Source organism: Pseudoalteromonas sp. 120-MNA-CIBAN-0494 (assembly GCF_040308885.1).
In the GTDB taxonomy this organism is placed as follows: domain Bacteria; phylum Pseudomonadota; class Gammaproteobacteria; order Enterobacterales; family Alteromonadaceae; genus Pseudoalteromonas; species Pseudoalteromonas nigrifaciens.
Window position 1 is genome coordinate 16,969 of sequence record NZ_JBEOOE010000015.1, and the last position, 14,311, is coordinate 31,279.

The following is a 14,311-nucleotide window of genomic DNA, read 5'->3' on the forward strand; positions in this document are numbered from 1 at the left end:
ATGAATCAACACGATTTTTGTATGGCCGAAGGCTGTTATTTATTAAGCCACTCAGTAGGGCGTCCACTGAAAAATAGTCAGCAGCATTTAGCGGCTCATTATTTTTCGCCGTGGGAATCGTCAAATAAAGAACCCTGGCAGCAATGGTTACCTGCAGTCGAGCAATTTAATACCGCATTAGGGCAGTTATTTAATGCGCCTAGCGAGCAATTTTGTCCACAAGTTAACTTATCCAGCGGCTTAACCAAATTGTTAATGTCGCATCCGCGATTACAGCAAAAAAATTGCAAAGTATTAATGACGCAAAGCGACTTTCCAAGTATGGGCTTTGCGATGCAAAAAGCTTTGCCAAAATGCGCGCAAATAACATTTATTCCTGAATATGAAAACTTAACCGATATTACCGTTTGGCAGCGTTATTTAACGGATAACATAGATTTAGTTTTTATCAGTCACGTATATTCAAATACAGGGGTACAAGCCCCTGTACACGATATTGTTGCTTTGAGTAAAAAAACGAATAGCTTATCAATCATTGACGTTGCGCAATCTGCAGGGGTGATACCGCTTGATTTAACCGCCTTAAATGCTGACTTTATGATTGGCTCTAGCGTTAAATGGCTATGTGGCGGCCCTGGTGCTGCTTACTTATGGGTTAACCCACAGCAAATAGCTGTTTGTGAGCCTAAAGATGTTGGCTGGTTTTCTCATCAAAATCCCTTTGAGTTTGATATAAATCATTTTATTTATAACAAGGGAGCGCTTAAATTTTGGGGCGGTACTCCCTCAGTTGTACCTTATATTATTGCAGCCAATAGTATTGCCTATTTTGCCGCATTGGGAATTGATAAAGTTAGGTCGCATAATTTAGCAATGCTTGCGCTTATTCAGCAACAGTTGGGTAAATATGTTGTGTCGCCCACGCTGCAGCATCAATGCAGTGGTACTGCTATTTTAAACTTTAACATGCAGCAACAACATGTATTGAATGAGCTTAATAGTGCAGGGATTAGTGTGGATGCCAGAAAGCTTGGTATACGAGTTTCACCGCATATATATAATAGCGCCGACGCAATACATAAGTTTATAGCGGTTATAAAAAAAGCGATTAAGGTTGTTGACTAAGTTGCTCTTTTTGCTGATTTAACGCCTCTATTTGTTGCTGTGCTTGCCCAATTAAAGCATCGTATGACTGTTTAAGAGCTGATGTTTTAGTTGCAATCGCATTGGCAATAGAGGAAGCCCCTAAACGATTGGCTTTATCTTGCGTCATGTAATCAATTTGCTGTTTTTTTTCTGTGTATTGCTGCTGATATTGTTTAATAGCCAGTTGGTAGCGTTTTATATCACGATTAATTTGCTGCGTTTTTAAGTAATCATCAACAGAAGTATCTGTAATTTTACTGCTAGCAGTTGTATTGCTATAGGCTGTGGTTACATTAATATTTTTTAGCGTAATGGCTTGTGCATCTAGAGCACAGGGCAGCTGGCTAAATGTAGGAACACCTTTAATAACGCATTTATAAACAGTAATGTTTTCTGCCAAGCTAAAGGTTGGCGCGGTTAAGCAAATTGATAGCAATATAACCCGGATCATAGTTAAACCTAAATTGGCTTAAAGTTAAGTTAATCATGCCCTAAGTTATAGTTTGGTACAATTTGTTTAGTTTTATAAATTATAGGCATAAAAAACCACAACTAAGTGGTTTAAATTAAATATGGTGGAGAGGGAGGGATAGACTTGCTTACCTCCATGTAATCAATCGCTGCTCGACGCTTGCAGCGGCCCAAAATGTTCCCGACATTTTGTTGAACCCTGTCGAGGGATCTCACCCTCCCAATTTAGTCTTGGTGTTAAATTATAGGCACAAAAAAACCACAACTAAGTGGTTTAAATTAAGTATGGTGGAGAGGGAGGGATTCGAACCCTCGATAGAGCTACAAACTCTATACTCCCTTAGCAGGGGAGCTCCTTCGGCCACTCGGACACCTCTCCAACGCATAACCGTTTTTTTATTGATGGAAATAAAAATTAAAGCCACCAATATAAATGTGGTGGAGAGATAGGGATTTGAACCCTAGATAGGCTACAAACCTATGCCGGTTTTCAAGACCGGTGCATTCGACCACTCTGCCATCTCTCCGTGACGCAGAATAATACTTAGGTCATACGCATGTGTAAATAGCAAAAAGACTGTTTGCTTAAAATTTAGGCTAAAATGAGGTTTTTTTTGTAAATAAGGGGAAATAAAGACAATTTTAGTAAAATTAAATAGGTTGCAGCAAGCAGTGGGAGCTAAATAAGAAGCTTTATTTAGTGGTTGGGTGCTTGCTGCACCGTATAAATAGTCATGGTTGTGTGACTATTTATATTGAGCTGTGCTACCAAGAGCGAGTCTTTTACCGAAGCGATTAAGCTTTGCTAACATTTTAGCTTTACGATTTGTTGGTTTAACGGCAATGTGAGTAGCAGCTGTTTCATTTAATGTGTTAATTGGGTTCATTACTTAACTCCGAGTTGTGGTTGGTGAAAACAGGGGCATTCTGCCTCTTAATTGTTTAAAAATAAAGCGATAAAAATTGAGTTCGAAGCATTAGTTATTTTAATCCGAAAGGATTTTATTAACCTGCCGTTCACTTGGTGGGTTTGGGTGTTTTTGCATTTTTATTCACGCCGTTAGTTTTTAAATCCCTTTTGTTATGGGGTCTCTGTGTTTGTTTTTATTTTTAATGCGATAAAAGCATTCTTTTTTGGTTATTTATTCAGATTAAATTATTTTAATTAAATGATTTTTATGCTGTTTAATTAGTGTTTATAAAATTAACTTTATGAGCGTTAAAAAAATTCCAGTAAAGTTCTAAAAAAAGTTTGTGTAATGCACTTTATATTTGCATTGCATGGGTGAATTACTTAGCTTTTTAGCAAAATGGTGTTTTTAATAAAGTTAGTATTACTAGGAGTTATAACGAACACTTGGCAGCTGTTTTTATATTAACCAATAAAAAAGCGCCTACTTTACAGTAGGCGCTTTTGCGTTAGTTGCGTTAATAACGCGTCTAACTGGGGACAGAGCCTCTTCTAGCAACCGCTCTGTTTGCTAAAAAGGCATTAATTCGTTTTGTTGGGGTAAGCACTATGGCGTTACCAAGTAGTACTAAGCTAAACCCTGCAAAGGTATTTGCATGCCATTCAAAGCCTTCATAAAAGCTGCTTAGTGTTACCGCAACTAAAGGAAACAGTACGATGACATAGCTGGCTTTTTCGGGGCCAATATTTTTTAACAGTGCAAAGTAACAAGCAAAGGCGATTACAGTGCCAAAAATAGATAAGTACAATAACGACAGCCAATAGCTAGTAGGTGCAGTGAAATTAAATTGCACGTCGCTTATAAATACATATAAGGCTAAGCCAATGGCACTGTATAACATGCCCCAAGCATTACCTTGTAACACACCAATTTGTTTGCGTGAATTACGTACACTTACCATGTTTCCTAATGAAGCCACAAAGGTGCCTCCAAGAGCAAGTAGTAACCCGACGAATGCACTGTTACTCAAGTTGAGTTGCTGTAATTGTGGCCAAAACAAGCAGGTGATACCTAAAATGGCAAGTACAGCACCGGAATAAATTCGTTTTGAAATAGGTTTGCCAAAAAATAATCGGGTATTAACTATATTCATTACTAATAGCATTGAAAAAGCAATCGAGGTCATTGCAGAGCTAAGGTGATTTTGTGCCCAGTAAAGCATTAAGTAATTTAGGCCAAAGTTAAACAGGGCCAATAATACGAAAAAACCATGATCGACTAAATTAAATCGCATTTTAGGTTTTTTGTATGCCACATATAACCACATTAATAATGCCGCGATTGCAAAACGATAAAATAGCGATAGTTCAACAGCAATATCGCCTAGCTGAAACTCTATGGCCAACCAGGTTGAGCCCCAAATTAAAACAGTTGTTATATATAGCGCTGCACTTTTCAATACTGCTCTCCAAAGTCGATTAAGCTGCTATTTTAAAGCTTATCTGTATACTTACCATATACAGAAAATGGAATATGTAACCTATACAGATTGAGGGTGTAATGATTTTAAAAGCGGTTAGCCATCAAGGTCATGAGTTTTTGTACCAGCAAGTTATTCAACTGATCAGGGATATGAGTGCTCAACAGGCTTTATTGCCCTCAGAAAAACTGCCGTCTTTACGTAAAATGGCTAGCAACCTTAATATAAGTATTCCTACGGTAAAGCAGGCCTATCAAGCGCTAGAGGATCAAGGGGTTATAGAGGCACGCGAAAAGTCAGGCTACTTTTTAAAAGCCGTTAACATGGCAAGCAGCTTACCAAAACGAGTTAAGCTGAGCCGCGAGCCCGTGATTGTTAACAAGCAGGCGCTGATTGAGCAGGTATACACAGCCATTCATCAGGCCCATGTGGTGCCTTTTGGAGTGGCTAACCCGGTTGCTGCAGCACCAACCGATAAAGCCTTAGCCAGAAATATGCGCCGAGTAATGACGCTTGCCGGTAGTAGTGCTATTAATTACGGGCCACTGGATGGTTATGCACCGTTAAAAAAGCAACTTATTCATCGCTATTTAGACTTTGGCATTGGCATTAATATGGATGAAATGGTGATCACTAATGGTGCGCAAGAAGCACTGGCAATTGCACTCAAATGCGTAACTAAGCCCGGTGATGTAGTGGCCATAGAGAGCCCTTGCTATCACGGAATTATAGAGTTAATAGAAAGTTTAGGCCTTAAAGCACTTGAAATACCTTTATGCCCAGATAATGGTATTTGGCTAAACGATTTAGCGCAGGCGCTTAATGAGCACGATATTAAAGCGTGCTTATTTTCTACGGCTATTAGTAATCCGGTTGGTAGTTTTATGCCAGATAAAAATCGAGAACAGCTGGTGGAATTAGTTGAAAGCCATAACGTAGTGCTCATTGAAGATGACGTATATGGCGACCTATACTTTACACCCAAACGAGGTACACCTGCTATAGCGTATTCCAAAAAAGGCTTGGTGCTAAGTTGTTCGTCTTTTTCTAAAACGGCTGCCCCTAGTTATCGTGTTGGTTGGCTTATTGCGGGGAAATTTGCAGGGCAAGCTAGGCGTTATAAAAGAGCATTGAGTTGTTCTACCTCACTAATTAATCAATGGACGTTATCAGAATTTGTTTTTAGCGGTGAATACGATCGTAATTTAAAAGTACTTAGGCAGCGTTTACGTACGAATAAAGAGCATATGCGACGTTGCTTACAGCAAGCCATGCCAAAAGGTACACGGATCAGCGATCCACAAGGTGGCTGTGTTATTTGGTTAGACTTAGGCTGCGAGTATGATAGCCAAAAGCTATTTTCGTTAGCGCTTGAGGTAGGTATAAGCATTACTCCAGGGTTGATATTTTCAGCTTCAAATAAATACAAAAGCTGTATAAGGCTAAGCTATGGTGTGCAGTGGGGTGAGCAAATAGAGCAAGCAATTGTCACACTAGGTAAACTTACCTTACTAGCAAAAAAGTAGCCTAATTTAAAGGGGATCAACAGCTTGTAACAAGTTTTTCGGCACAATAAAAAACAGCCGTTAAGTTAAGCGTAACGGCTGCAAAGGGATGTTAAATAATTACCTAAGTGAAGTTTGTAAACTAGTTTTGTTTAAAGCTAAATAATTGGTAACCTTTAAGTTCAGGTACTTGTACTACTAGCTGTTCTTCTTGTTTAGCTATATTGGCAAAATTTTCGCATAAGGCATTGGCACGTTTTTCGAGCGCATCGGCATGCTGCTCTACTTTTTCTTCTATTTGCGTACCCATATTTTCCATACGTTGTTCAAAGGCTTGCATGTCGCCTCCTGAGCCAAGTAATTCAGAACCTAAAGCAACTAAAATACTCCCCATAGATTGCATTACAGCAGACTCAACAGCGGTCTCTATTTGTTGTTCAAACTGCTGCTCAAAGTTTTCACCAAATTGGTTAAAGCTTTGCTGGCCCATAACAAAGGTATCTTGTTGATAAAAAGTATTTTGTACTTCAAGTTTAATGTCGTCCATTAACGATGAGATATTATCGAGGCCATCAATATTAAAAGCATTAGCAACTTCTTGCAGTGCAACACCTGCAATTTTAACGCCTTCTAAGGCTATATTTGCTACTTCGGGTAATTGCGTGCGTAAACTATCTGAATATTGAGTTAGCGCCTTTTGCTGGGAATGATTAAGCGCTACCGATTCACCATTAATGGTTAAATTGCCATTGGTATTAAATTGCATAGTTTGCTTATTGGCGGTAAAAATCTCTAGTTCGTCAGGCTTAATACGTACATCATTTTTAAATTCTACATTACATTGCTCATTATTAAATGACACTGTTGAATCGTTATCATTATGTGCCACAACGGCAGGTGCACATATTAAAGTGCTCATTAATAGTAATTTTTTCATATTTATTCTCAGTTTTTTATTGATGATAAATAAGTAATAACAAGTTTAGTGCCAATGTTTTTTTATTATATTAAACAATAGGTTGGTTTTATTTTTAGTATTGTCTATAGCAAAGGTTTATTATAAAAAAACTATTTTTTAGTCAAATTGGCTAAAGCTAGAGCAGTAATTAATTTTATTTATCGATACGATAAAAAACTCTCACTTTCCATAAAGCGAATTTAGCGCTATTTATTCACAGTATTGACATGGAGGCTATTTAAGATAGCTACATGGCTTTATTTTGGCGCTAAACTGCATTGCACTTTATGTGTCGAACATTTTAATTTTACCAATTATTGCGATTATAAAATCCTTGGTTGGTCTCAAACACTTTATGGAGTGGGTTGTGGGTAAGACATTTAGTTACGATGCGCTAGATGACGATTTTGTTGAAGACGAGTACGAAATGCTCGGGCGTAATCAGCACGATAAGAACAAGCAAAAGGTTAAGAAAAAGTTGGAAGACTACCTTGAGCAAAAGCGCTTGCGTAAAAACCTAGGCGAAGACGATTTAAGCGATTACACCGATTAAATTGCGCTAGTATAACTAAAGTACCAATGTGAATTAGACTCTAAATGTACGCATTTATGTATGTTTAAATTTTGATTAGATTGGCAATAAAGAGGCCGTGTGCCTCTTTATTACTTTTGAGCGGCGTTACTTATTACTTTGTTGCAGTGCTTTTTGAATGGTGAGCTCTAGCTTTTCTGGCTTGGTAAAGGGTGCATAGCGTTTAATTGGTGAGCCGTCTGCTGCGATTAAAAACTTAGTAAAGTTCCACTTTATTTTGCGAGTTAAAAAGCCAGGTTGTGTCGATTTCAAATAACGAAATACCGAATGAGCATGCTCTCCGTTTACCTCTACTTTAGCGGCCATTAAAAAATTAACCCCGTAGTTTATTAAACATCCTTGCTCTATCTGCTGTGCATCTCCGGGTTCTTGCTGATTAAACTGATTACACGGAAATCCTAAAATTACTAAGCCTTGGCTAGCATATTTATTATGCAAAGCCTGTAGTGACTCGTATTGGTAGGTAAAACCACACTTGCTTGCCGTGTTTACAATAAGCACGACTTTACCAGCAAACTCGCTAAAATTAATGGTGTTACCTTGCAAACTGGTGGCGCTTAACTGATGAAACTTGTGCATTATTTATGCTTTACCTTATCTTTGTTGATGCTCAATTTACTCTTTTAAGTACATTGCTTAATATGGTTGTTGTATATATTAAGACTATTTTTTAATTTAAAATTAAAAATAATCCCATACCCGCAATCGTAGTGTAGTAAATATTATGGGTTTTATAAGCCACAATAATAGCTACTATAGCCGCACTTAAATAAGGGTTTTGCCAATTTAAATTAATGCCATCATCGTTTAAAAATACAATAGGTACCCAAATAGCCGTAAGTACCGCTGGTGCACTAAAACTTAAAAATTGTTGCATTTTAGGCCCAACTTTAAAGGGTAAAGCGCGGTGCAAAAATAAGTAACGGGTAAAAAAGGTAATACAGGCCATTAGTAAAATAGTGGTCATCATAAGTTGCGCTCCTTTTTAGCAGTTATTCTTGCTGTAAAGTATCCTGCGCTCATGGCCAGTAATGCAGAGCTCACCAGCCATAACTCAAATCCGGTACTTTTAAACAGTGTAGCGCTAATGCCTGCGACTATAACTGTAACGAGTGAGGCGAGGCTTTTAACACCCGGAATAACTAAAGCTATAAATGTAGCGGCTATAGCAAAGTCGAGGCCCAAATGGGTTAAATCGGGGAGCATAGTACCAGCAACAATGCCTATAAATGTCCATAAATTCCATGCAATATAAAAGCTAAAACCGGCGCTAAGTGCGTAAATTAAACGTATTTTTGTACGATAGGCTTTAGGGTGGTGCGAAAATGCAAACAACTCATCGGTCAATACAAAGCTTACAGGTAGACGCCAGCTCAAAGGTTGATCAATTACTTTATGACGTACCGCTAAGCCATATAAAAAATGCCGAGAGCTAATTATAAAGGTAGTAAACAAAATGGTGAGTAGTGGCGTATTTCCCGCAATTAACTCAATAGCGACAAGCTGCGCAGAGCCCGCAAACACTAATAAAGACATCGCTTGAGTTTCAAGGGCAGTAAAACCATTTTGAATAGCCAGTGAGCCACAGAGTATTCCCCAAGGGATCACCGCCAAACAAAGCGGTAACATGTCAACAAAACCTTTTAAAATTGCACGCGATGGTCTGTTCATTTGCAGAAATATTAGCCAGTAAAATTAATTGCTTAAGTGTGCCATAAAGCATGCTTTAAATAATAGGTTTAATGCAAATCTAAACAAAGTTTGAAATAATGAAACAATAACTTAATTAGCGAGATAACTAATGTTTAAAGTAAAAGTATGGGATGGCTTTGTCAGAAGCTTTCACTGGTTATTAGTGTTTAGTATTGCTGTGCTCTATTTTAGTATTGAAGAAGGTATGATTGAACTGCACTTTATTGCTGGCTTTTTTACCTTAGCACTTATTTTAACGCGATTAATATGGGGGGTTATAGGCAGTAAAACAGCTAAGTTAAGCGCGTTAATACACTCCCCGCAAGCGGTAATAACCTCACTTAAAACTAATAAAACTCCGCTTGGGCATTCTGCGCCAGGTAGTTATATGGTGTTGTTGTTTTTTATACTTATTATTACTCAGCTTGTTAGTGGCTTAATGAGTAGTGATGGTATTTTAACTGATGGGCCTTTAGCGCAGTACGTGTCGAGCAGTACAGTTGATTTTGCTAATTGGTTACATAGTTTAAACTTTGATATTTTACTTTATGCGATAGGTTTGCATGTTTTAGCAATTGTAATTTATAAGATTAAAGGCAAGCCTTTAGTGAAAGCGATGATCACCGGAACGAAACAACAGCCAAATGAAAAGCCAGCAATACTTACAAAAGCACCTTGGTTAGCTTGGGTCGTATTTTTAATATTGCTTGTAGTGCTTATGACAACTTGGGGCAGTGAGCCACTTAGTTATTTACTTAACTTGGGTTGAAAATAAAAAGGTGCCTATTTAAATCCGATTATGAATTAAATAGGCGCCTTTATTATTTAAAAACTTAGTCTTTAAATTGCGTGTGGCAATCTTTACAGCCTTTGGCCCATGCGCCAAACGCTTTACCAATAACAGCTTTATCGCCAGACTGTGCAGCTACAGCAAGTTCATCTGCGTATTGCTGAAATGCAGTTGCTTTTTTCATAAAAGTGTCGTTTTCAGCCCAAACAGCGGCAAGTGCAGCAGTATCACCCTTATCAGTACCTTCGTAAAACGCTTCCCATGGCATTTTTGCCAGTGCAGCTGCGTTATTTGCACGTGCTTTAAATTTATCTGCATCAAAAGGAATTTTGCCTTTAAGCATAGCGCCCATGTCACTAATTTGTACTGAGAGCATAGAAAATGCAGCTTGACGATATTCAATAGCGTCGCTTGGCTCTTTAAATGCAGAATTTGCTGATACGCTAAGTGCGCATGTTGATAATAATGCCCCGATAAATACTTGCTTCAATTTCATTAAACTTATCCCTAGTAAAAGTTTCTAATTCTATCTTTGTATCTTAGCTGCCACTTTTATTCAAGTGAAAGCGATAGTTTGGTTTGCTTGAGGCTTAATCGTTAATATCGACGTCGGCGAATATCATGCCACGGCGCATACTGCGAGTGGCTAAAAACACTTCGCAAAGTAGCGACATAAAAGCAAATATAAGCAAAGCCATAGCAGCTACAAAACAGCTACCTATCGTTACGCCTAAGTTAACTGATTGAATATGCGATAAAAATAATAACATAACAACCGCACAAACCAACAATGCACTTAACACACTCAAGCTAAATGCAAGGTGTATACAACGAGAGCGCTTTAGCAGCGCTCTTAGCTCGGTGGTTAACGACAGATTAAAGTCATCATCAGTGCTTACTTTTAGTCTACGTTCAAGCAAACGAGCTCTATCTGTTATACGCGCTAAACGGTTTGATAAAACCCCTAAAGTGGCAGCAATACCTGTAATTAAAAAGACGGGAGCAACCGCGGTTTGAATCACTTTGGCCATGCTTAAAATATTAATTACTTCGTTATCCATTTACATCTCAAAATAAGTGTTGGTTGTTTACAATCATTCACAAACTTAATTTCTTTCTTTTCCCTTTGGAATCAGTTTGTTGCTAGTGTTTTCTCTGTTTTTATGTGTTGCTTGTAACTTAAATGTAACTAAGGTGTTGCTCACGTATGGGTTTAAGTTTTATATTTAAGCCCATGGTTGAATATAGTAAATACAATAATACATAACCTATCCTAGGGGAAATGATGTCTAAAAATATAATAAAGAAAACAGCAATTGCCACTGCTGTCTCAAGCGCATTTATTGCAACACTTGCAAGTGCAAGTAACTTACCTACGGCTAATATTACTTATCAAAAAGCTGAAGCAGTAAAAGAACAAGTTGCAGATAAAAAAGAACCATCGGCACATATGATTGTATTACGCGCTACAACATCAGTAGACGCCTATGTTGCAGGTACTTACCAGCAATCAAATAATCGTGAAATTACAGCTAACATAGAGCAACTTCAAGACACTATGACTCTTGAGTTAAATAGCTTAGATTTTGATGCGAAAATAATTGGTAAAACCAAAATATTAGCACCTACGTTAATCGTTCAAGCTTCGGCTGAAGCACTTGCTAAAATTGCTAAAGATTCACGAGTAGCAAAAGTATTACCTATGTTCGATAGCGAACTGCATGTTGCAGCAAGCTCTGACTATATTAATGCAAAACCACTTATTGTAGACGGTATTGCAAGCGGTAAAGGTCAGCGTGTTGCGGTATTAGATACAGGTATTGATTACACTCACCAAGCATTTGGTGGGGCAGGTACAGTTGAAGCATATTTAGCGGCGCAAGCCGATCCTACTACAGTGGCTTGGCCTCAAGGTGTTGTTAAAGGTGGTTACGACTTTATTAATGAAGACGCTGATCCGATAGAGAACGATCCTGCTAATTCTCCAGCAACAGGGGCTCCAACAAACCATGGTACTTCATCTTCAAACTCAGTAAATGGTATTGCGCCAGACGTTGAACTTTATGTTTACTCTGTATGTGGTGGCGGTTGTCCAAGTGCCGCACAGGCTGCAGCACTAGAAGCCGCAATGGATCCTAATGGCGATGGTGATATTTCTGACCGTGTAGATGTAATGAATATGTCTCTTGGTGGCGAGTTTGGCGACACATATACTGGCGGCGGTACACAATACTTAATTCAGCGTGCTGTTGAATTAGGCGTTAATATGGTTATTTCTGCGGGTAACGATGGTGATAACCCATTCCGTATAGGCGGCCCAAGTACTACACCTAATGCCTTATCTGTAGGTGCAATGACACACCCTACAACTGAAATAGGTGTTGCTACAGGCACTATTGCTGGTGTTGAAGGTGATATTCAGCCATCAAGCTTTGGTCCACAAGAAGCTTATACAATTACAGGTGCAGACATTGAGTTAGTTTATCCAGACGCTAACCAAAATGGTTGTGTTGCGTTTGCCGCCGATGTTGATTTTACCGGTAAAGCTGTATTAATAGACCGTGGTGCTTGTGCATTTACCGACAAAGTATTAAACGCACAAATAAATGGTGCAGAGTTTGTGATGATTGCAAACAATACTGATGATGGTACACCAGCTCCTATGGGTGGTTTTGATGCTGCTGTAACAATTAAAAACGTAGGCATTAATTTTGCTGCAGGTGCGGCTTTAAAAGCACAGTTAGCAGCAGGTGGTCCGGCAACATTTGATATTAGCATTGACATTAAAACTACATCTGGCGCTGTAGCTACGTTCTCATCTCGTGGTCCTTCAATGGATGGTTTATTAAAACCAGAAATTACCGCACCAGGTACTAGTATTGATGTTGCAGCAGCAGGTACTCAAACTGGTACTAACCCAGTTTCAGGTACATCTTTTTCAGGTCCAATTACTGCTGGTGCTGTTGCGATGATTCGTGAAGCACATCCAGATCGTAATGCCTTTGAAATTAAAGCAACAATAATGAATGCGGCTAATTTAAATGTAACAAACGAGCCGTTAGCAATTAATCCTGCTTCAGAATTAGCACCTATTAGTATGATTGGCGCAGGTTTAGTTAATGTAGCTAAAGCGGTTAATTTACCGGTTGCTGCATGGGTAAATAACGCTAAGTTTAATACCAAGCAAGCAGCGCTTTCATTTGGCTTAGAAAGCATGACAGAAACTGCATCGTTAACTAAAACGGTAACAGTTAAGAACTTCTCAGCTGACGCTAAAACTTATAACTTACGTACAGAAGCGCGTTACCAGAGCGATATAGATACTGCGGCTATTAGTTGGGATTTCCCTGCATCAATTACTGTTCCTGCAGGCCAAGCTATTAATTTTGACGTAGTATTAACCGTTGATCCAGCTAAGTTACCAGAGTGGAATCTAAATAACCCATTTAGCGCAGAGGAAGTTGCAGCAAGAAGTGCAGCATTAACCTCAGTAGAGTTTGATGGTGCTTTGGTGTTTGATGATGCCAGCACAGATACTGACCATGATTTACACCTTGTTTATCATGCAATGCCTAAAGCTGCTACTGAGCTAAGCGTTTCATCGCAAATCGTCGATAGTGAAATGGCTCTTGTTGTTACAAATAGTGGTCAAACTGAAATTATGCCACAAGCAGAAAGCATTGTTGCAGTGGGTGTTGAGAAAACATTTGCAGAAGCTGAATTTAATATTCTAGCAACTACTTTCTCGGCGTTTAATGCAGAGTTTTGTGACTCAGGCATATTTGTTACCTCATCGATTCAACTACGTGACCCACTAACGCATACCTTCCAAGCGGGTTACAGATTAGAAATTGATACCGATAATGACGGTGTAGCAGATCAGTTTATGACAAACTTAAACGACCGTGGCCGCGATACAGCGTTCCCTGGGCGTAGCCGTACGCTAATTGGTGAGACAGATGGCGCGGGTAATGATTCATGGGCGTGGGGTACTCCGCTTTATCACTCTGCGGGAGAGGACACCATTACCTTCTCTGGTTGTTCTGAACTACTTAATATAGATGGGACACTACTAGGCGAGCAGATGAACTTTAAAGCATCTGTGGGTTATGCTGCATATCAAAGTGGTGTATTTACTGAAACTGATAGTGTTACAGGTTCAACTGTATTTGGTATGCAACCTCAAGTAGCATTTACCTCGCTTGAAACAGGTGAAGCAGTTACAACACTTAAACCAGGTGAAAAAGCAGTTGTTACAGCAAGTGGTCCATTTGCGCTAACACAGGCTTCAGGCTTAGATGTTGTTAAAGTGATGGCAGCTGCTGATTTAGAGGTTCCAGATGTTTCAGCGCCAGCGCTTGTTGGTGGTGAATTTACTGTTTCTGAAGATGCAGCAAACGGTACCGTTGTAGGTGCTTTAACAGTAACAGAGTCTGAGTTTGATTTAGCTATTTCAGAGTACTTTGTTCAGTCAAATACTCACCAAGGTTTGGGTGTTGATGCCGATGGTCAAGTTGTTGTTACTAACACAGCTTTACTGACAGGTGATTCTTCAGCCCAGATACAAGTAGTGGCAATTGATACGCGTGGTAATGTATCAGAGCCTGCAATGGTTACGGTTAGTATTACTAAAGTAGTACCACCACCGGTTGTTGTAACACCAGAGCCAGAGAAAAAATCTTCGGGTTCATTAGCTTGGTTATTACTTACTGCGCCGCTTGCATTTATGCGTCGTCGTAAGCAAAAGTAAGCTTATAACTTAATTG

14 protein-coding genes and 2 tRNA genes are annotated in these 14,311 nt (G+C 39.0%); 5 read left to right on the plus strand and 11 right to left on the minus strand.

Translation table 11 applies throughout. The annotated features are described in order from the left end of the window. Window positions 1–1,125, plus strand: coding sequence for an aminotransferase class V-fold PLP-dependent enzyme (locus AAEY55_RS10785; RefSeq protein ID WP_089367533.1), 1,125 nt, complete (start codon window positions 1–3; stop codon window positions 1,123–1,125). Here AAEY55_RS10785 and AAEY55_RS10790 read toward each other — a convergent pair. From AAEY55_RS10790 to AAEY55_RS10810, 5 genes are all read right to left on the minus strand, one after another. Then, window positions 1,109–1,597 (minus strand): RNA-binding protein, encoded by a 489-nt coding sequence (locus tag AAEY55_RS10790; RefSeq protein ID WP_089367534.1) that lies wholly within the window; start codon window positions 1,595–1,597, stop codon window positions 1,109–1,111. The two genes, AAEY55_RS10785 and AAEY55_RS10790, sit on opposite strands and share 17 nt — an antisense overlap. Before the next feature lie 306 nt (window positions 1,598–1,903). Continuing rightward, window positions 1,904–1,996, minus strand: a tRNA-Ser gene (locus tag AAEY55_RS10795). A gap of 57 nt (window positions 1,997–2,053) precedes the next feature. Next, a tRNA-Ser gene (locus tag AAEY55_RS10800) sits at window positions 2,054–2,144 on the minus strand. A gap of 219 nt (window positions 2,145–2,363) precedes the next feature. After that, window positions 2,364–2,504 (minus strand): hypothetical protein, encoded by a 141-nt coding sequence (locus AAEY55_RS10805; RefSeq protein ID WP_167376929.1) that lies wholly within the window; start codon window positions 2,502–2,504, stop codon window positions 2,364–2,366. A gap of 553 nt (window positions 2,505–3,057) precedes the next feature. Continuing rightward, entirely contained in the window at window positions 3,058–3,987 is a 930-nt protein-coding gene (locus tag AAEY55_RS10810; protein ID WP_350551251.1) for an EamA family transporter, read from the minus strand. 101 nt (window positions 3,988–4,088) lie between these two features. Between AAEY55_RS10810 and AAEY55_RS10815 the strand changes: the two genes are divergently transcribed. Beyond that, on the plus strand, window positions 4,089–5,534 hold the full coding sequence (locus AAEY55_RS10815) for a PLP-dependent aminotransferase family protein (RefSeq protein ID WP_225740906.1): 1,446 nt from the start codon (window positions 4,089–4,091) through the stop codon (window positions 5,532–5,534). A 121-nt stretch (window positions 5,535–5,655) separates the two neighbouring features. On the opposite strand, the gene AAEY55_RS10820 is transcribed toward AAEY55_RS10815, so the two are convergent. Beyond that, window positions 5,656–6,450 carry a YggN family protein gene (locus AAEY55_RS10820; protein WP_089367535.1) on the minus strand — a complete coding sequence of 265 codons (795 nt, stop codon included), beginning with the start codon at window positions 6,448–6,450 and terminating at the stop codon, window positions 5,656–5,658. A 388-nt stretch (window positions 6,451–6,838) separates the two neighbouring features. On the opposite strand from AAEY55_RS10820, the gene AAEY55_RS10825 reads away from it, so the two are divergent. Next, complete coding sequence (locus AAEY55_RS10825; protein WP_007579801.1) at window positions 6,839–7,024, plus strand: PA3496 family putative envelope integrity protein; 186 nt, start codon at window positions 6,839–6,841, stop codon at window positions 7,022–7,024. A gap of 126 nt (window positions 7,025–7,150) precedes the next feature. On the opposite strand, the gene AAEY55_RS10830 is transcribed toward AAEY55_RS10825, so the two are convergent. The 3 genes from AAEY55_RS10830 to AAEY55_RS10840 form a co-directional block, all read right to left on the minus strand. After that, window positions 7,151–7,642 carry a glutathione peroxidase gene (locus AAEY55_RS10830; RefSeq protein WP_089367536.1) on the minus strand — a complete coding sequence of 164 codons (492 nt, stop codon included), beginning with the start codon at window positions 7,640–7,642 and terminating at the stop codon, window positions 7,151–7,153. Between the two features lie 91 nt (window positions 7,643–7,733). Beyond that, on the minus strand, window positions 7,734–8,033 hold the full coding sequence (locus AAEY55_RS10835) for an AzlD domain-containing protein (RefSeq protein WP_041454306.1): 300 nt from the start codon (window positions 8,031–8,033) through the stop codon (window positions 7,734–7,736). Continuing rightward, the gene (locus AAEY55_RS10840) at window positions 8,030–8,734 is read right to left on the minus strand and encodes an AzlC family ABC transporter permease (protein WP_089367537.1); all 705 of its coding nucleotides are present in this window, start codon (window positions 8,732–8,734) and stop codon (window positions 8,030–8,032) included. The genes AAEY55_RS10835 and AAEY55_RS10840 overlap by 4 nt, the downstream gene beginning before the upstream one ends. A 130-nt stretch (window positions 8,735–8,864) precedes the next feature. On the opposite strand from AAEY55_RS10840, the gene AAEY55_RS10845 reads away from it, so the two are divergent. Next, entirely contained in the window at window positions 8,865–9,524 is a 660-nt protein-coding gene (locus tag AAEY55_RS10845) for a cytochrome b/b6 domain-containing protein (RefSeq protein ID WP_089367538.1), read from the plus strand. A gap of 64 nt (window positions 9,525–9,588) precedes the next feature. Here AAEY55_RS10845 and AAEY55_RS10850 read toward each other — a convergent pair whose 3' ends face one another. Both AAEY55_RS10850 and AAEY55_RS10855 read right to left on the minus strand, forming a co-directional pair. Further along, window positions 9,589–10,041 carry a cytochrome c gene (locus AAEY55_RS10850; RefSeq protein WP_011326793.1) on the minus strand — a complete coding sequence of 151 codons (453 nt, stop codon included), beginning with the start codon at window positions 10,039–10,041 and terminating at the stop codon, window positions 9,589–9,591. 94 nt (window positions 10,042–10,135) lie between these two features. Beyond that, window positions 10,136–10,606: a DUF2721 domain-containing protein gene (locus AAEY55_RS10855; RefSeq protein WP_011326794.1), complete on the minus strand. Its 471-nt coding sequence runs from the start codon at window positions 10,604–10,606 to the stop codon at window positions 10,136–10,138. Between the two features lie 224 nt (window positions 10,607–10,830). Here AAEY55_RS10855 and AAEY55_RS10860 point away from each other — a divergent pair, with 224 nt between their 5' ends. Then, entirely contained in the window at window positions 10,831–14,295 is a 3,465-nt protein-coding gene (locus AAEY55_RS10860; RefSeq protein WP_089367539.1) for a S8 family serine peptidase, read from the plus strand. Window positions 14,296–14,311 lie beyond the last annotated feature (16 nt).